Origin of the sequence: Aliarcobacter thereius LMG 24486, assembly GCF_004214815.1 — a bacterium.
Classification (GTDB): Bacteria; Campylobacterota; Campylobacteria; order Campylobacterales; family Arcobacteraceae; genus Aliarcobacter; species Aliarcobacter thereius.
Window position 1 is genome coordinate 460,413 of sequence record NZ_CP035926.1, and the last position, 17,733, is coordinate 478,145.

The 17,733-nt window shown below is 25.8% G+C and carries 19 protein-coding genes; 14 read left to right on the forward strand and 5 right to left on the reverse strand.

Annotated elements, in window-relative coordinates; all coding sequences use genetic code 11:
• The first annotated feature begins 255 nt into the window (after positions 1-255).
• From ATH_RS02430 to ATH_RS02465, 8 genes are all read left to right on the forward strand, one after another.
• Positions 256-1,590 (forward strand): deoxyguanosinetriphosphate triphosphohydrolase, encoded by a 1,335-nt coding sequence (locus ATH_RS02430; protein WP_066184973.1) that lies wholly within the window; start codon positions 256-258, stop codon positions 1,588-1,590.
• A gap of 44 nt (positions 1,591-1,634) precedes the next feature.
• Positions 1,635-1,943, forward strand: coding sequence for a hypothetical protein (locus ATH_RS02435; protein WP_066184972.1), 309 nt, complete (start codon positions 1,635-1,637; stop codon positions 1,941-1,943).
• A 44-nt stretch (positions 1,944-1,987) separates the two neighbouring features.
• Positions 1,988-2,359 (forward strand): hypothetical protein, encoded by a 372-nt coding sequence (locus tag ATH_RS02440; protein ID WP_066184971.1) that lies wholly within the window; start codon positions 1,988-1,990, stop codon positions 2,357-2,359.
• Complete coding sequence (locus ATH_RS02445; RefSeq protein ID WP_066184970.1) at positions 2,356-3,087, forward strand: hypothetical protein; 732 nt, start codon at positions 2,356-2,358, stop codon at positions 3,085-3,087. The genes ATH_RS02440 and ATH_RS02445 overlap by 4 nt, the downstream gene beginning before the upstream one ends.
• Before the next feature lie 98 nt (positions 3,088-3,185).
• On the forward strand, positions 3,186-3,524 hold the full coding sequence (locus ATH_RS02450) for a hypothetical protein (protein WP_066184969.1): 339 nt from the start codon (positions 3,186-3,188) through the stop codon (positions 3,522-3,524).
• Entirely contained in the window at positions 3,521-4,441 is a 921-nt protein-coding gene (locus ATH_RS02455) for a hypothetical protein (RefSeq protein WP_066184968.1), read from the forward strand. The genes ATH_RS02450 and ATH_RS02455 overlap by 4 nt, the downstream gene beginning before the upstream one ends.
• A gap of 118 nt (positions 4,442-4,559) precedes the next feature.
• Positions 4,560-5,837, forward strand: a complete 1,278-nt coding sequence (locus ATH_RS02460; RefSeq protein WP_066390652.1) for an AAA family ATPase — start codon at positions 4,560-4,562, stop codon at positions 5,835-5,837.
• Positions 5,838-6,560, forward strand: a complete 723-nt coding sequence (locus tag ATH_RS02465; RefSeq protein WP_066390651.1) for an RloB family protein — start codon at positions 5,838-5,840, stop codon at positions 6,558-6,560.
• Between the two features lie 12 nt (positions 6,561-6,572).
• On the opposite strand, the gene ATH_RS02470 is transcribed toward ATH_RS02465, so the two are convergent.
• Both ATH_RS02470 and ATH_RS02475 read right to left on the reverse strand, forming a co-directional pair.
• Entirely contained in the window at positions 6,573-7,340 is a 768-nt protein-coding gene (locus ATH_RS02470) for an undecaprenyl-diphosphate phosphatase (RefSeq protein ID WP_066390647.1), read from the reverse strand.
• On the reverse strand, positions 7,340-8,014 hold the full coding sequence (locus ATH_RS02475; protein WP_066390645.1) for an MqnA/MqnD/SBP family protein: 675 nt from the start codon (positions 8,012-8,014) through the stop codon (positions 7,340-7,342). The genes ATH_RS02470 and ATH_RS02475 overlap by 1 nt, the downstream gene beginning before the upstream one ends.
• 70 nt (positions 8,015-8,084) lie before the next feature.
• Here ATH_RS02475 and ATH_RS02480 point away from each other — a divergent pair, with 70 nt between their 5' ends.
• From ATH_RS02480 to glnA, 4 genes are read left to right on the forward strand one after another with little or no spacing between them, the layout of a single operon-like run.
• Positions 8,085-8,306 carry a MoaD/ThiS family protein gene (locus ATH_RS02480; protein ID WP_066184963.1) on the forward strand — a complete coding sequence of 74 codons (222 nt, stop codon included), beginning with the start codon at positions 8,085-8,087 and terminating at the stop codon, positions 8,304-8,306.
• A 3-nt stretch (positions 8,307-8,309) separates the two neighbouring features.
• Positions 8,310-8,759: a molybdopterin synthase catalytic subunit gene (locus tag ATH_RS02485; RefSeq protein WP_066184962.1), complete on the forward strand. Its 450-nt coding sequence runs from the start codon at positions 8,310-8,312 to the stop codon at positions 8,757-8,759.
• Positions 8,756-9,568, forward strand: a complete 813-nt coding sequence (gene hisJ, locus ATH_RS02490) for a histidinol-phosphatase HisJ (protein ID WP_066390643.1) — start codon at positions 8,756-8,758, stop codon at positions 9,566-9,568. Before ATH_RS02485 ends, hisJ begins: the two co-directional genes overlap by 4 nt.
• Before the next feature lie 34 nt (positions 9,569-9,602).
• A complete protein-coding gene (gene glnA / locus ATH_RS02495; RefSeq protein WP_066184960.1) occupies positions 9,603-11,030 on the forward strand; it encodes a type I glutamate--ammonia ligase in 1,428 nt (475 codons plus the stop codon).
• A gap of 31 nt (positions 11,031-11,061) precedes the next feature.
• Here glnA and ATH_RS02500 read toward each other — a convergent pair whose 3' ends face one another.
• Together ATH_RS02500 and ATH_RS02505 are read right to left on the reverse strand one after the other, a co-directional pair.
• Complete coding sequence (locus ATH_RS02500; RefSeq protein ID WP_066390641.1) at positions 11,062-12,288, reverse strand: hypothetical protein; 1,227 nt, start codon at positions 12,286-12,288, stop codon at positions 11,062-11,064.
• A 20-nt stretch (positions 12,289-12,308) separates the two neighbouring features.
• Positions 12,309-13,217 carry an MBL fold metallo-hydrolase gene (locus ATH_RS02505; RefSeq protein WP_066390632.1) on the reverse strand — a complete coding sequence of 303 codons (909 nt, stop codon included), beginning with the start codon at positions 13,215-13,217 and terminating at the stop codon, positions 12,309-12,311.
• An 87-nt stretch (positions 13,218-13,304) separates the two neighbouring features.
• Between ATH_RS02505 and ATH_RS02510 the strand changes: the two genes are divergently transcribed.
• Positions 13,305-14,264 (forward strand): HD domain-containing phosphohydrolase, encoded by a 960-nt coding sequence (locus ATH_RS02510; protein ID WP_066390629.1) that lies wholly within the window; start codon positions 13,305-13,307, stop codon positions 14,262-14,264.
• Between the two features lie 42 nt (positions 14,265-14,306).
• Here the strand turns inward: ATH_RS02510 and ATH_RS02515 are convergent, their stop codons facing one another.
• Positions 14,307-14,972, reverse strand: a complete 666-nt coding sequence (locus tag ATH_RS02515) for a rhodanese-like domain-containing protein (protein WP_066184956.1) — start codon at positions 14,970-14,972, stop codon at positions 14,307-14,309.
• Between the two features lie 125 nt (positions 14,973-15,097).
• Here ATH_RS02515 and ATH_RS02520 point away from each other — a divergent pair, with 125 nt between their 5' ends.
• Positions 15,098-17,713 (forward strand): valine--tRNA ligase, encoded by a 2,616-nt coding sequence (locus tag ATH_RS02520; RefSeq protein WP_066184955.1) that lies wholly within the window; start codon positions 15,098-15,100, stop codon positions 17,711-17,713.
• The last annotated feature ends 20 nt before the right edge of the window (positions 17,714-17,733 follow it).

The following is a 17,733-nucleotide window of genomic DNA, read 5'->3' on the forward strand; positions in this document are numbered from 1 at the left end:
ATAATGTCATAATTACTCCTTGTACTTTAATATTTATAGAAATTGATAAATCAATTTTTATGTTTAGACAAATTATAAAATTACAAAAAAGAGCTACTTCAGTATAAATACAAGCCAATATATCCCATATAAATAAAATAAAATTATAATATTTTATTTATATGAGAATAAAATATAACTTTACCACAATATATCATAATATATTTATAAAAAATTTGTATAATCTAACATAAATTTAATTTACAAGGAAACAAAATGCAAAAACAACTTTTATCTACTAAAAGATATAAAATAAAAGATGGAACTGTGCAAATAGAAGAAGATAACTTAGAAAATGAGTATAGAACACCCTATCATAGAGATTATGATAGAGTTATATTTTCAAACTCTTTTAGAAGACTTTCTAAAAAAACTCAAGTACATCCACTGGCAAAAAATGACCATATTCATAATAGATTAACTCATAGTTTAGAGGTTGCAAGTGTAGGAAGAAGTTTGGGATTAAAAGCTGGTGAGATATTAAAAAATAAATTTGATAAAGATATAAATCCCTATGATGTTGCTTACATAGTTCAGACTGCTTGTTTAGCACACGATATAGGAAATCCACCCTTTGGGCATGCTGGTGAAGAAGTTATAAAAGAGTGGTTTAAAAAAGATGAAAATCAAAAATATTTAATCAATTTGAGTGAACAAGAAAAGAAAGATTTTATATCTTTTGATGGAAATGCTCAAAGCATTAGAATAGTTTCTAAAATAGAACACAATTTTGAAGTTGGAATGAGTTTAACATTTTCAACTATTGCTACTATGATAAAATATCCTTGGAGTTCATGTGATGGTAAAAACAATAAAGATAAGTTTAGTTTTTTTCAAAGTGAAAAAAGCAATATTATTAATATTTTTGAACAGTTTAATTTAATACAAGATGATATTATATTAAGACACCCTTTTTCTTATCTTATGGAAGCGGCTGATGATATATGTTATGGGCTTCTTGATATTCAAGATGCTGTTGAATTGAAAATATTAAGACTTGAAGAATTAGAAAAGATATTTATAGATTTAACTTCTAAACTTTTTTGGGAAGAAGTTTTAAATGATAAAAATTTAACTGAAATACAAAAGCTTTCAAAATTAATAGCTAAAGGAATAAATAATTTAGCAAATCATACTTCGAATATTTTTGAAAAGAATTATGAAAGATTACTAAAAGAAAATGTGAAAGATTTAATATTTTTATTTACAGATGAAAATTTAAAATCAGGATTAAAACTTGCTAAAGAGCTTTCATCTAAAAAAGTATTTAATGAAACAAGAAAAATAGAATTAGAACTTGGAGCTTATAATATATTGGGTGTTTTATTAGATAATATGATAAAAGCTACTTATGAATTACATGAAAAAAAAGATATAAAACAGATGAATTTTAAAAATAGAAGAATTTTACAACTTATGGGAGAAGAGAATTCACCAAAAACAGAACAAAGTTTATACAATAAATATCAAAGAGTTATTGATTATATTGTTGGAATGACAGATAACCATGCAACGTATTTAGCTCATCAATTTAGTGGAATGGGATATTAAACTATCTTTTATATAATAAAATCATTTCAACACAAGGAAGTTTTATGCTTGATTTTAGAAAATTCAAAGTAGAGATTTATACAAATAAAGAAACTCCTATCACGGACAATACAAATCTAACTTACATAAAAGATGAAACAAGAGATGATTTATTTGTAAAAATTTATTACGATAAAATAGAAATAGGACGAGGTATTATTTTAGATTTTTATAAAGAATTTGAAAATATAGAAGAAAATGGAAATATTGCAACAAAGATAAAAACTTTTTCTTCAAATGGTAAAACCCATGAAAGTTTTACAAACTATGGACAAAAGATTTATAAACTCAAATATCTTAAAAGCCTCCAATAGAAGAAGAGGAAAGAAAAAAGTATATTGAAATTTTTGCAAATGAGATGAATGCTTATGTTGAAGTAATAGCGAAAAAATACAAAGATATAAAACTATCTTATATTTCATCTAGTTCACTTGTTCCAGATGAGATAGTAGAAAAGATAAAAGATTTATCATCTTTGGAAGTAGAAAATATTATTATAAAAAATAGTGGACAAGATAGTAAAAGTATAACTACTTTTAAAGATGGAGTAGAAAATTCTATTTTAAAATATACATTAAATGAAAGTTTGTTATCATTGAGTCATCAATATATAGTTATAGATGATGTTATGGGAAATGGTAGCTCTATTGCTACAATATTAAAGAAATTATATGATAAAACAAATAAATTAAATTTCTTTTTAATAGTTGCAAAGGATGTAAAAAGATGAGTAGTGTTTTCATAAGTGGTTCAAGTTCTATAAAAGATTTACCAAACGATGTTATAAAAAGTTTGAAAAATATTATAGATAAAGGGTTTGAAATCTTTGTTGGAGATGCAAAAGGAGTTGATACTTTGATTCAACAATACTTTTATAAAAGAAACTATACAAATATAAATATTTGCACTATTTATGAAACTCCTAGATATTTAGCTTCCAATAAATTTAAAATCATACAAGTAGATTATGATAAAAATCTTTTTGGAGAAAGAGAAAAGCAGACCTATAAAGATGAGTTTATGACTTTGAATAGTAATTATTCTTTTGTGATTTGGGATGGAAAAAGCAAAGGGAGTTTTGAGAATATTAAAAGAGCAATAACAAATAATAAAAAATTAAAAGTTTTTTATACTTTAGAAAATAGGTTTTTAGAAAAAGAGTTGTTGAATATAGAAAATATTACAAATATTTATAAACAAAATACAGGCTACACACAAACAGAGATTTATAATAAAATAAAAGAGTCAAAAATATATACAAATATAAATAAAGCAAATGAGATTAAAAAATGGTTAATTGATAATGATATTTTAAAAATCTACAATGACAAACTATCTATAAATCAAAAATATAAAAACTATTTTATAGTAGAAAATTATAGAGGAAATGAAAATATAAAATACAAAGCAAATATTTTAGAACTTTTTAAAAACAATTCTCTTTTTGGTAGTTTTTAAAATAATAAAATTTATTTGGATAAAAGTAATACAGATAACTCAAAATTTATATTTTTTTAGATAAAATTCAATAATTTTAGACTTAAAAAGGGTAAAAATTGAAAAATATTAATGAAGTATTGGTAAATATGGATAAGCAAATGTTAGCAGATATAAAAAGTTCTTATTTATCTATTTTCAAAATAAAACAAGATAGCAAATCTTTTTTGGATTTAGTAGAGCAAAATGAGCTTTTAAAAGAGGCGGCATATATAGTTAATCCAAATTTCAATGATGCAAAAGGTAGCGTATTTTTAAAAAAAGATGGACTTTTGCTGTTGGAAGCTGATTTTTTTGCAAATTCTCTTGTAAATGAACCTTTAGATTTTGAATATTCAATCAAAGAATACACTTACAATCACCCTTTTTCAAAAACTTTCAATGAGTTTGCTTTTTGAATGAAATAAGAGAAAAGCGAACAAATTTTTTTAACAATAATACTCACTATGTATTGTTTTCAGGTACACCTAAAAATGGGAATGGACCAATAAGACATCTAAATGACTTATTTATAATTTTATATTTAATCAACAAAAATTCTATTCCAAGAGAGAATGTATTTTTATCTATTGATACACAAATACTCGAAGATTTAGATGAGGTTACTAGCAATAAGAAATTTAAATATTTTGAAAGTGCTAACAAAACTTTTAAAGAAGTAATAAAAGAGTGGATTCCAAAAGAAAATATAATAGATATATTTGATTTTGAAGAAAACTATAAAAGAGATGATAAAGATTTGGTCTTTATCGCAAGTGGACATGGTTCTATAAGTGGTTTAGAAATTGGAGACAGCCAAAGGAAAGCTCTATCTTCTGACTATTTTGAAAATATTTCAAGCAATAAAAATAAAACAATTTTAATAATGTCACAATGCCAAGCTGCAGCTTTTCATCATCTTGATACAAGAAAGAATATTTGTGTTATGGGTGCTTCTGATTATCAAAGTTCTGTTAGTTTAAATTTAAAAAGTATGTTAGATTGTACAATTTTAAAGCATAGAGAGTTTATAGATGGATTTACATTTAAAGAAAATATACCTATTAACCCTTTTATATTTTCACTTTTTTATGTACTTTCTCAAAAAGAAACTCTTATAAATAGTGAAAAAAAGCATTTTATTAATATCTTCAAATATACAGCGGCTAGTACATTGGATTATTTATCAAAATCTGGTAAACGAGAAATATATATTTCTAAAAAAGATTTAGAAAAAGTAGAAAATGAAGTAATAGTGCTTTCTTTTAAGGAGAGGATACTAATTCAACAACCTTTTTTATTAAATAAAATAATGGCTGCAAATATTTATGTATGAACTAGTTTAAAAATCTCTTTTTGATTATTTTTAAAATAATAAATCATATATTTGTAAAAAAATTACAAATATAAAGTTTATTTTGCTACAATTCTAAAATTTAATTAGGATTTATAATATGTTTTTACAATTTACAGTGAATAATTTTTTATCTATCAAAGAAAAAGCAACTTTTAGTATGCTAGATAATTCAAAAGAAGATAAAAACTCTTTTTCTATTAGAGATTACAACCTACTTAGAACATCTGTGATATATGGTGCAAATGCAAGTGGAAAAACAAATATTTTAAAAGCCATGAGTTTTATGAGAACTTTAGTTTTAAATAAATATAAGATTATCCAATCTACAGATATATTGCCATACTCACCTTTTAGACTTAACACTAGCACAAAAGAGTCTTCTAGTAGTTTTGAGATGGTTTTTTTTATAGATGAAAAAAAATATAGATATGGTTTTGAACTAGATAGCACAACAATATATAGTGAGTGGTTATTTGAAGATGAAAAAGGCAAAGAAGCAAAACTTTTTTATAGAGATATAGATGAAGAAGATTATGTAAACAATCAAAAATTCAAAGAGGGTTATAGCTTTTTTGATAAATCAAACAAAAAAATAAATATTGCACAAAATCAGCTTTTTTTGTGGGTTTGTGATAGATTAGCAAATTCAACTATATCAAAATCTATTTTAAAATGGTTTTCAAATTTTAATATGCTAGACGGTACAGATAGCAACGGCTATATGAACTTTACACTTAGAAAAATGGAAGATGAAGAGTTCAAAAAAGAGATAGTAAATCTAGTAAAAACAGCAGATATAGGGATAGAAAATATCGATTTACAAGAAGATGACATTCATTTTGACGATGTTTCAAAAGTACAATTACCAGAATTTATAAAAGAAGAGATACTAAAAAATGGTGGTGTAAAATCTATTAGTATAAATACTTCTCATAAAGTTTTTGATGATGAAAACAATTTTATTACACATGAGACTTTTGAATTAGAAAAAGATGAATCATTTGGTACAAAAAAATTTTTTAAAATCTCTGCCCCTGTAATAGATACTTTAAAAAATGGAAAAATACTTTTAATAGATGAGTTAGATAGTAGTTTACATCCAATTTTAACAAAGCATTTAATCAAACTTTTTAATGATGAAAAAATAAATAAAAACAACGCTCAACTAATATTTACAACTCACGATACAAATCTTTTAAAACCAACTATATTTAAAAGAGAGCAAATTTGGTTTACACAAAAAGATAAATATGGTTCTACAAATTTATATTCTATGCTAGAAATTAAAGGGGTAAGAGCAAGTGATGATTTTGAAAAGCACTACATCCAAGGTAAATATGGAGCAGTTCCATATATTGGGGAATTTGAGTTTTAAATGGCTAGAAAAAAACTATATACAAATAATAAAGAAAAATCTAAAGATGATTTTAAAAGAAAAAAGCAAATCAAAGAGCAAGTAAAAAGTGTATTAATAGCTTGTGAAGATAAAATATCTTCTCCAAACTATTTTAAAATGATTATTAAAAAATTAATAGAAGATAAAAAAATTACTCAAGACTCTTTGGTAATAGCAAAGCATGAACATGTAAATCCTAAGGGTGTTTTACAAGATTTATTAAATCATAAAAAAGATGATAAAACTTACAAAGATTTTGAACATAGATGGATTGTAATTGATAGAGATATTGCTAGAGTAAATGGAGGAGGACATCCAAAAGATGATTTTTTGACAGCTCTAAGTGAGGCAAAAAGCAAAAGAGTTGAAGTTGCATATTCAAATGATTGTTTTGAGATTTGGTATTTGTTACATTTTGTTTATAGAGATACGGCTATAAGCAGAGATGATGTTATAAAAGAAGTTATCAAAAAACTCAAAGATAAAAACTTTGCAACTTTTTCAAAACTAAATAAAGAAAATATAAAAACAGAAGCCATGACAGAACTTATTTTTAATGAACTTTTAGAATTACAAAAAACAGCTATAAAAAATGCAAAAAAACTACTTAAAAATTATGCAGATTTACACAATCCAGAACTTGACAATCCCTCAACTAGAGTATTTGAACTAGTAGAAATTTTGAGTAACAAAATTTTATAATAAATAAATTTTTCAAAACAAAACTAGTATCAAAATCCCAAAAATAATTCTATAAATACCAAAAGCTACAAAAGTAAATTTTTCTAAAAATTTTAGGAATAGTTTAATTACAATAAAAGCAACTAAAAAAGATACTATAAAACCAATTATTAAAGGAAGTAAGTTTCCAGTTTGAAGTATCTCTTCGTAATGCTTTAGCACATCATAAAAAGTTGTAGCACACATAACAGGAACAGCAAGTAAAAATGAAAATTCAGCACTTGCTTTTCTGTTTAATCCTACAATCATAGCTCCAATAATACTAGCTCCTGCTCTACTTGTTCCTGGAATTAAAGCAAAAATTTGTGCAAAACCAATCCACATTGCTTGTTTTAAAGATACATCTTCTACATCATTTATATGACTCTTTTTCTCATCATAAAATTTTTCAACTATTAAAAATATAATACCACCAATTATAAACATCCAAGCTACAATTTGAATTGAAAATAGGGCTTTTATTTGATTAGAAAATATAAAACCAACAATACCAATAGGAATAAAAGCTAAAAAGATTTTTGTCCATAAATTAATATGTTTAAAAGTAAATTTAGAAGGATAAACAAATACTAAAGCCATAATCGCTGCAAATTGAATAATAATTTCAAATGCTTTATTTGCATTATTTTGTTCTAAACCTAGAACTTCACTTAAAAATATTAAGTGACCTGTTGAAGATACGGGGATAAATTCTGTAATACCTTCAATTATTCCCAAAAATATGGCATCGAATATTGTCATTAGATTCTCTTTTCTGTAGTTAATTTTAAAAAGAGTTTTAATGCTCTTTTTTCTTTGTAAGTAATATCATAATCTATTCTTTGAAGATAGTTTAAAATATCATTTTTTGCAATTCCACTTCTTTGTGAATATATTTCTAAAATATATTGAGGAATTTTTACTCTTCTTTTATCAAAGTTTTTTGTAATATTTTTTAATCTTTTCTCATATTTGTTATAGCATAAAGTTGCAAATACAAAAGGAAGATTAAATTTGTTTTGCCAAGCTTTTGCTAAATCTATTATCTCTTCAGGATTTTCTTTTTTCTTATTTGCTAAGTGAAATTTCAGAGCTTTATCACCAATAATTACTTCTCCTTCAAGACCCAAAACTTTTGCGAGAGCATTTGATGTTTTTGATTGAAAATCATCTTTTGCTTTTCTATTTGGTAAAATAAAAACAGAATCAACATAATCTCTAGCAATTATTCCAAAATCTAAAAAATTTTCATTTCTTGAACCAATTGAAGAGATAAAAGCACTATGAACTTTTCTTTTTTTGAAATTATTTGTGATTATAGATGGATATGATTTTTTATACTCAATACTAGCTCTTAATTGATTTGATTTTATATTTTTTTTTATATAAATATGAAAGGGAAGTAAGTTAATAAAATCTATCTTTGAAAAAATCATAAAAAATGCCTTTAATTTCTTTAAACTAAAGTAGATATAATAGTATAAAATTAATAAGAGAGGGTTAAATATGGTAAAAGTTGAATTTTTAGGTCCTATTAATAAAGATGATATGAATATTGAAATAAGAAATTTAAAAGAACTTAGTGATATTTTAAAAAAAGATGATGAAATATTGTCTTGGCTCGAAACATGTGCTGTTGCTGTAAATGATACTCTTGTATCAAATAGAGATTTTGAATTAAAAAGTGGAGATAAAATAAGTTTATTACCACCAGTTTGTGGAGGATAAATTTTGTTTAGTGAAGATTTACAACTGCATAAAAATGATTTAGAAATAGAAAAAATACATAATGCTTGGTATGAAAAATATAAGAATTTAAATTATGGAGCATTTATTACTTTTGTAGGAATAATAAGAGATGAAGGTGGGATAAGTGGACTTTCATTTGATGTTTATGAACCAATTTTAAGAAAATGGTTTACTTCTTGGCAAGAAAAAGCAAAGCAAAAAGGAGCAATAGTTTTTATGGCTCATAGTGTTGGAGATGTTTTAAATCATAAAAGCTCATATATAGCAGGAGTTTGTAGTCCACAAAGAAGAGTTGCTTTAGAGTTAATAGATGAATATGTTGAAGATTTTAAGAAAAATGCTCCAATTTGGAAGTATGATTTATTAAATAACGATAGAATTTATGCAAAAGATAGAAGCCAGAAAATCGATGGTGCAGGTATTTTAGCATGAATAATAAAATAAAAAAACAAAGAGTAGATCTTCACAATCACACAGTTTTGTGTAATCATGCTGAAGGAACTGTTGAAGAGTATATAAAAAGAGCAATAGAACTTGGAATTACTGAATATGGCTTTGCTTGTCACGCTCCTATGAATTATGATCCAAAATATAGAATGAAATTAGAAGAGAGAGCTTTATATGAATCTTGGGTAAATGAAGTAAAAGAGAAATATAAAAAAGATATAAAAGTTCTTTTGGCCTATGAAGTTGATTATTTAAAAGGTTTTATGCTTGATGAAATTATAAATGCAAAAGTTGATTATTTAATAGGTTCAGTGCATTTCTTACAAAATAAGAATGATATGTGGGGCTTTGATAATCCTGAGTTTATAGGTGTTTATAAGTCAAAAGATATAGATTCTATTTGGACAGAATATTTTGATGCAATTAAAGAGATGGCAAAAACTCAATATTTTGATATTGTTGGGCATTTAGATTTGATAAAAGTATTTAAATATTTACCAAAGAAAGATGTAAGATTAATAGCAAAAGATGCATTAAAAGAGATAAAAAAATCAAATATGGTTTTAGAAATAAATCCAGCAGGACTTAGAAAACCAGTTGAAGAAGCTTATCCTTCAATACCACTTTTAGAAGAGGCATTCTCTTTGGGAATTGATATAACTTTTGGTTCAGATGCTCATAAGGTTGAACATATAGGTTTTGGGTATGAAGATGTTACAAAACTTGCAAAAAGTATAGGATATACTAAATGTGTAAGTTTTGAGAAAAAAGATAGAAGATTAATTGAATTTTAGATAAAATCTTAGCTTAAAATTTTTGGAGTGTTTTATGGCAAAATTTGTAAATAATGTAGAAGAGTTTTTTAGTTTTTGTAGTGAAAATGAAGTTAAATTTGTTGACTTTAGATTTACAGATTTAAAAGGTACTTGGCACCATGTAACATATAATTTCAAAGTAATAAATAATGATTTATTAGAAAATGGAATGCCTTTTGATGGAGCTTCTATTGAAGCTTGGCAACCAATTCATAAATCAGATATGATTTTAAAACCAGATGTTGAAACAGCATTTTTGGATCCATTTACTGCTGATAGCACAGTTATTGTTATTTGTGATGTTTATGATATTTATGAAAATCAAATGTATGAAAAATGTCCAAGATCTATTGCTAAAAGAGCTGTAAAAGCTCTTGAAGAATCAAATGTTGGAGATGTAGCATATTTTGGACCAGAAAATGAGTTTTTCATTTTTGAAGATGTAAAAATAAAAGATACAGTAAATGAATCACACTATAAAGTTGATAGTGAAGATGGTGAATGGAATGATGATAGAAGTTATGAAGGTGGAAATATTGGGCATAGAAGTAGACTAAAAGGTGGATATTTTCCAGTAGCTCCAATTGATAATGGTGTTGATTTAAGAGCTGAAATGATGCAAATTTTAGAACAAGTTGGACTAGAAGTTGTATTAGGTCATCACGAAGTAGCACAAGGACAACACGAAATAGGTATTGTTTATGGTGATTTAATAGAAGCTAGTGATAATGTTCAAAAACTTAAATATGTTGTAAAAATGGTTGCACATTTAAATGGAAAATCAGCAACATTTATGCCAAAACCACTTTATGGAGACAATGGAAGTGGAATGCATGTACATCAATCTATTTGGAAAAATGGTAAAAACCTTTTCTATAAAGAGGGAGAATACGGTAAATTAAGTGATATGGCAAGATGGTATATTGGTGGAGTATTTAAACACGCACGAGCTGTTGCAGCGTTTACAAATCCATCTACAAATTCGTATAAAAGATTGATTCCAGGATTTGAAGCACCATCAATTTTAACTTACTCTTCTCAAAATAGAAGTGCATCTTGTAGAATTCCTTATGGAGCTGGTGAAAAATCAACAAGAGTTGAGATGAGATTCCCTGATTCAACTGCTTGTCCATATTTAGCGTTTGCTGCTATGCTTATGGCTGGACTTGATGGAATAAAAAATAGATATGAACCAATAGGACCTATGGATGATGATTTATTTGAATTGACTTTAGATGAGATAAGAGAAAGAGATATTCCTCAAATGCCACATACTTTAAGAGGTTCATTAGAAGCTTTAATTAGAGATAATGAATTTTTAAGACCAGCATTTACTAAAAAAATGATAGATACATATCAAAACTTTAAATTTGAAACACAAGTTTGGCCTTATGAAGCTAGACCTACACCTTTTGAATTTAAAACAATGTATTCTTGCTAATTTTAAAAGGTAGTTTTCTACCTTTTAAAAACTAACTCTTTTTAATATATTTACTAGCTTTATAAAATGCAAATAAAACAAGAGATATTAAAAATATTGTAATCTCAACTTTTGAAATAACATCAATATTTATTTTTGTTTTTGATTCAAATTCTACTTCCATAAATTCTACAATATCGATTCCCATAGAAAAAATAGTAAATAGAGTTAAAAATAGAAGAATATATTGAATTACTTTACTAGCATCTGATTTCTCTTTATTTTCAATTACTTCATGAATTTCTAAGAAATTCTCCTCAGATTTCTCAAATATATCTTTTTGTACTTCAAAATCTTCAATCTCTCTTTGAATAGATGTAAAGCTATTTATATTTTCACTATAATTTAGCTCTTCAAGCCTAGATTTTTGTAAAAAATATCTATTTACTCTATGCATTTCAAATAATTTTATAGACTCAATGATAGTTGGAGATTCAATATCAATATGGAAGAGTTGATTTGTATATATTTGAGTTGATTTTTTATAAATTACACTCTCTTTTAGAGTTAAGGAGTCTAAATCTAATAAAGAAGATATATGTTCTTTATCCAAAATATGGCTATACCAAAGAACTGAAGAGTTATAAATAGTTGCTTCATAATTACTATTTTCAAAAGCAACAATAGTTGATTTTGAGTTAATATTTTCATTTGAGTAGAAATCTTTGATATTTTGACAAGAGTTTGTATCTGATAAAAAACAATGCACTCTAAATGAGAAAGAGTTTTTATTTAGCTCTTTTATATTTATATCTTTATTTTTTTCTCTATCTAATAAAGTTGCATACATATAATTAGAAGAAAAGCTAAGAAGTTTTTGTGCTTCTAAATCAATATTTATTTTATGAACAAGTTCAAAAAATCTATTTAGATAAATTATTGTGAATTTATCTAATAATTCATCAAAAGATATGATTTTTAACTCATCTATTTTGAAATATATCTCAAGTGATGTAATACCATCTGAATGAACTTTTAAAGATAAACTATCTATATATTTATCTAGTTCAAAATCTTGATTAAATATATTTTTGAAGTTTTTAATCTCAAATTTTAAATAACTATTAGATTTTAGAAAGAATCTAGTAAACCAGTAGTTTTCTAATGAAATAGTAGAAAAACTATTACTCTTTAAAGAGTTTAATTCCTCTACTGATTTTAGATTTGTTAAATCTAATTTAGCACAAGTATAGAAGACTAAGTTCTCTACAATATACATTTTTAACCCCTAAAATTATATTATTCGTAAAACTCTAATTCAGTAAATCCATCAAAAACATTTCTGCTATTTAACTCATCAAACATATCAATATTTTTAAATTCATCCATAGTTACAATATTTGTAATCTCATCAGCTTCAATACCATCTTCAATTGCTTGTAAAATATCTTTTTTTAGTTTATTAAAATAATTTTCTGTATGTTTTATAGCATTTTTATCAACAATAGTTCCATGACCAGCTACAAGAGTTTGCCAAGGATAAGTAGATAATAAATCAAGAACTTTGAGTGTTCCAATTATTGAGCCATCACGATTTGAAGTGATTCTTTCGTTCATTACAATATCACCTGTAAACATTGTTTTGCTATTTTCTAAATATACCATTAAATCATTGTTTGTATGAGCTTTATATGGAATATGTAAAATTTTGAAAACTTTATTATCAATTTCTAAAGTCAAATCTTTTTCAACAATAATATCAGCTTTTATAATTTTTGTATTTTCTAGTTCTTTCTTATCTAAAATCTTAAAAATTCTTGGTTTTGAAGAACTAGTATAGTTTGTATTTATAGATTTTGGAGCATAGATTTTAGAGTTAAAATTATCTTTATAAAAACTGTTACCAAGCCAATGATCATCGTGTTCATGAGTAATTATAATATTACTTACAGGTAACTCTTCGATTTTTTTCATAGCATTATATGCTTGAGAAGCAAAATTATAACTAGTTCCACTATCTATTAAAACATATGATTTATCTGTTTTAACATAACATGAATTTGCCATAAAACCACCATTTTCTTTTGATGGAACTTCAGTTTTTCCAAAAAAGCACCAAACATCAGATGAAACTTTGATTGGTTTTAAATTGTAATCAAAAGCAAAAAGAAAACCAGATAATAAAAATATAGAAACAACTATTCTCATATTTAAAAATTCTCCTTAATTTTATAATCAAAAATTATATTGTAATATCTCTTTTAAATAAGTAATAAAAATGATAAAAGGTAAATTATGGATAAGAAAAAAGAGATGGTATTTAATTTAAATAATTTTTTATTGGCATTTGCTGATTTTTTTGATAGTAAAAAAAGAGCATATATATCTTTAAATATTGCAATTGAATTAAATTATGATGATAGAAAACTAGCTGATATTACAGCCCTAGCATTGGCTTATGATTTAGGACTTGAAGCTTTGGAAAATTTTTCTTTTTTAGATAAAAATATTTTAAAAGATAAAGATGTTTTAGAAATAGTAGATTTCTCAAATAAGTTAGTATTAAATAATGAGTTTAATAAAAATAGCATAAATAATAAAAAAGTGATTTTAGAATTTATAGATAAAAGTTCATGTAATGAAGATATAAAAGATGTATTAATAGAGTTGATATCTAAGGTTTCATTTCATTTAGATTTAGAAAACTCAAATGAAATAGTACTTTTCATATATTCAAAATTAAATGATTTTACAATAGTTTTAAAATTTGAAGATATCTTAAAAATGAGTATGAAATTCAACTCTTTTGTAGAAAAAGATTCAAAAATTGTAGAAAAAGCAGAACTTTTAGCAAACTATTTTGAGTTTGAACATAAAGATAAAGAGCTTTTTAAAATTGCTTCAAGCTTACAAAATATTGGAAAACTTGCACTTTGTAATGATAAAAATAAGAATAATTTTAATATATATCCTTACTATACAAAAATAGCACTAAGCCAAATAATGCAGTTTGATGATATTGTAAAGCTTTGTAAAAATGTTGAAGAAAGATTGGATGGGAGTGGATTATTCAATCTTGAAGCAAAGGATTTGAGTTTTAAAGATAGGTTATTAATCTCTTTAGTTTTTTATAATAATCTTTTAAAAGAGGATTTAAATCATGAAGAAATAATAAGTAATATGAAAAAAGAAGCTAAACTTGGGAAAATCGATGAAAGTATTGTGGATATATTTGATAAATTATTTATAAATTAAGTAAACAGATATTCTCAAGCAAAAGCTTGAGAATATATTATATTAAGGTCTAATAGTTGTAAGTCCTAAACTAAGCCAAGACTGCATTCCACCTCTATACCATTTCATTTTCTCTTGGGGATAACCAATAGCCATAAGCTCTTTCATAGCTTCAGGAGATTGTCCACACCAAGTAGCATTACAAAACATTAGAAGGGTTTTTGCATTAGAAAAATCATATTTTCCATTTTTTTCAATAACTCCAAAAATTTCTAAAGCTTCTTTAAACTCATCTGGATATTGAGATTTTTTTGTATAAACATAAGGTACATTTACAGCACTTGGAATCGTTTCATGGTAAAACCAGTTTTCTGTTCTGCTATCTATTAGAAGTAAATTTTTATCTCTTTTAGCTTTTAAAATAAACTCTAAAACTTCAAGTTCTCCATATGTTTCAATATTTGGAGCTGCTTTCATAGGTGCAATTTTTCCAAAATATGTGACATAGGCTCTTTTACATTTCTCATTTACATTGTTACTTGCTTGATGCTCTCCACCAAAAACTTCTCTTGGATCAAAAGCAATATTTTCACACTCTTTTGGTTTGTTTTCTCTTTTTATAGTTACTTTCTTACCATTTTCTAAAGTAACTTCAACACCAGTAGTTTGTAAATCATTTGCGAATAATGTAGCACTTGCAAATAAAATACCAATAAAAAATTTAAACATTTTACTCTCCTTTAAGTTAGAATATTAAATTTTATCCAAAAGAGTTTTAAAAGCAAACAAAATTAATCATTAAGAGATATTTGGATAAAATCTAAGCTATTTTAGTAACATAATTAGGAATTTGAATGAGCGATAAATATGAACCGTCAAAGGTAGAAGATAGTTTTTATAAGATTTGGGAAGAAAGAGGATATTTTGAAATAGATGGAAATAAATCTATACAAAAAGATGGTAAAAACTTCTCTATTATGATGCCACCTCCAAATGTAACAGGAAGCTTACATATAGGACATGCATTAACTTTTACTTTACAAGATATTATAACTAGATATAAAAGAATGGATGGATTTAAAACTCTTTGGCAACCAGGAACTGACCATGCTGGAATTGCAACTCAAAATATTGTTGAAAAACAACTATTAGCAGAGGGTACAACAAAAGAGAAAATAGGAAGAGAAAAATTTTTAGAAAGAGCTTGGATTCAGAAAAAGAGTTCAAGTGGAAATATTGTTCATCAAATGAGAAAATTAGGAGTAAGTCCAGCTTGGAGTAGAGAGCGATTTACTATGGATGAAGGACTTAAAGAAGCTGTAAAAGAAGCTTTTATAAAACTTTATAATGATGGTTTAATTACTCAAAATAACTATATGGTAAATTGGTGTACACATGATGGTGCATTAAGTGATATAGAAGTTGAACATGAAGAGATAAATGGTAATTTTTATCATATGAATTATAATTTTGCAGATGGAAGTGGATTTGTAACTCTTGCTACAACAAGACCTGAAACATATTTTGGAGATAGTGCTGTTATGGTTCATCCTGATGATGAGAGATATAAATCAATAATAGGAAAAGAGTTAGTTTTACCACTAATTAATAGAAAAATAAAAATAATTGCTGATTCTCATGTTGATATGGAGTTTGGAACAGGTATTGTAAAAGTAACTCCTGCTCATGATACAAATGATTATGAAGTAGGACTTAGACACAATTTAGAGTTTATAAAATGTTTTGATGAAAAAGGTATTTTAAACAATGAATGTGGAGAATTTGCTGGGCTTGAAAGATTAGAAGCTAGAGCAATTATCGTAAAAAAACTTCAAGAAGATGGGATTATAACTAAAATTGAAGAGCATAAACATCAAGTAGGGCACTGTTACAGATGTAAAAACATTGTTGAACCATTTATATCTAAACAGTGGTTTTTGTCTGAAAAAGTAGCAAAAAAATCGATTGAAAAAACTAAAGCACATAATAATTTTCATCCAGCACACTGGATAAATTCATATACAGCTTGGATGGATGAGTTAAGACCTTGGTGTATTTCAAGACAACTTTGGTGGGGACATAGAATTCCTGTATTTACTTGTAACTCTTGTAATCATGAATGGGCAGATAAAAACGATGTTCCAGAAGCTTGTCCAAAATGTAATAATAAGAATTATGTACAAGACCCTGATGTATTAGATACATGGTTCTCTTCTGCACTTTGGGCTTTTTCACCACTTGGATGGGGAAATAATGAGAAATCATCAGAACTATATAATTTCAAAGAAGATATGAAAAACTTCTATCCAAACTCTTTGTTAATTACAGGTTTTGATATTATGTTTTTCTGGGTTGCTAGAATGATGATGATGGGAGAGTATCTATTAGGAGAACTACCATTTAAAGATATTTATATGCATGCACTAGTACGAGATGAAACAGGTGCAAAAATGTCTAAATCAAAAGGAAATGTAATTGATCCACTTGATATGGTTGAAGAACATAGTGCTGATATTATAAGATTTACTTTAGCATATTTAGCTGTTCAAGGAAGAGATATAAAGCTAGGTGCAAAAAATTTAGAACAATTTAGAAACTTTACAAATAAGCTTTATAATGCTTCAAACTTTTTAACTTTAAATGTGGATACTTTCCCTGATTTAAAAGATATAAATATTGAAACTCCTCTTGGATTATATATGCAAAGCAAATTAAGCAAAGCAGTTGAAGAGGTTAGAACTACTCTTGAAAGCTATAAATTTAATGAAGCTGCAAGTACTCTTTATAGATTTGTTTGGATGGAGTTTTGTGATTGGGGAATTGAATACTCAAAAGCTAGTAAAGATAGTATTGTAGAACTTGGAGCAATTTTTAAAGAGACTTTAAAAATGGTAAGTCCATTTATGCCATTTATTAGTGATTATTTATATCATAAATTAAGTGGAACAACTCTTGAAAATGGTGATTCACTAATGATTATGAATTTCCCAAAAGATATAAAAAAAGATGAAAAAATTGAAGAGATGTTTGCAATAATTGAAGAAGCTATTATTTCTATAAGAAGAGCAAAAGTTATTATAGATATGGGAAATTCAAAAATTTCAAAAGCATATATAAAACTTGATAAACTAATAGATACAAATATAGCAAAACCATTTATTGAAAAACTTGCAAAAGTTGAAGATATTGAGTTTGTAGATAAAAAAGTTGAAAATAGTATAACTGATGTTTCAAATCATTTAGAGGTTTATTTACCAACAAAAGAGATTGATATGAAACCAATTATTGATAAGCTAGAGAAACAAAAAGAGAAAGCACAAAAAGAGTTTGATAAATTAAACGGAATGCTTTCAAATGAAAGATTTGTAGCAAATGCTCCAGCAAATGTAATAGAAGAGAATAAAAAAGCTCTTGATGAGGTAAAAACAAGGTTAGAAAAAATAGAAGCTGAATTAAAAAGTTTGAGTTAAACTCAAGCTTTTTAATACCA

Coding starts and splice junctions, on each gene's coding strand:
- ATH_RS02435 (WP_066184972.1), top strand. CDS start 1,635: ATGCTTGATTTTAGAAAATTCAAAGTAGAGATTTATACAAATAAAGAA.
- ATH_RS02480 (WP_066184963.1), top strand. CDS start 8,085: ATGGTAAAAGTTGAATTTTTAGGTCCTATTAATAAAGATGATATGAAT.
- ATH_RS02440 (WP_066184971.1), top strand. CDS start 1,988: ATGAATGCTTATGTTGAAGTAATAGCGAAAAAATACAAAGATATAAAA.
- ATH_RS02520 (WP_066184955.1), top strand. CDS start 15,098: ATGAGCGATAAATATGAACCGTCAAAGGTAGAAGATAGTTTTTATAAG.
- ATH_RS02430 (WP_066184973.1), top strand. CDS start 256: ATGCAAAAACAACTTTTATCTACTAAAAGATATAAAATAAAAGATGGA.
- ATH_RS02505 (WP_066390632.1), bottom strand. CDS start 13,217: ATGAGAATAGTTGTTTCTATATTTTTATTATCTGGTTTTCTTTTTGCT.
- ATH_RS02445 (WP_066184970.1), top strand. CDS start 2,356: ATGAGTAGTGTTTTCATAAGTGGTTCAAGTTCTATAAAAGATTTACCA.
- ATH_RS02500 (WP_066390641.1), bottom strand. CDS start 12,288: ATGTATATTGTAGAGAACTTAGTCTTCTATACTTGTGCTAAATTAGAT.
- ATH_RS02475 (WP_066390645.1), bottom strand. CDS start 8,014: ATGATTTTTTCAAAGATAGATTTTATTAACTTACTTCCCTTTCATATT.
- ATH_RS02515 (WP_066184956.1), bottom strand. CDS start 14,972: ATGTTTAAATTTTTTATTGGTATTTTATTTGCAAGTGCTACATTATTC.
- ATH_RS02460 (WP_066390652.1), top strand. CDS start 4,560: ATGTTTTTACAATTTACAGTGAATAATTTTTTATCTATCAAAGAAAAA.
- ATH_RS02465 (WP_066390651.1), top strand. CDS start 5,838: ATGGCTAGAAAAAAACTATATACAAATAATAAAGAAAAATCTAAAGAT.
- hisJ (WP_066390643.1), top strand. CDS start 8,756: ATGAATAATAAAATAAAAAAACAAAGAGTAGATCTTCACAATCACACA.
- ATH_RS02470 (WP_066390647.1), bottom strand. CDS start 7,340: ATGACAATATTCGATGCCATATTTTTGGGAATAATTGAAGGTATTACA.
- glnA (WP_066184960.1), top strand. CDS start 9,603: ATGGCAAAATTTGTAAATAATGTAGAAGAGTTTTTTAGTTTTTGTAGT.
- ATH_RS02510 (WP_066390629.1), top strand. CDS start 13,305: ATGGATAAGAAAAAAGAGATGGTATTTAATTTAAATAATTTTTTATTG.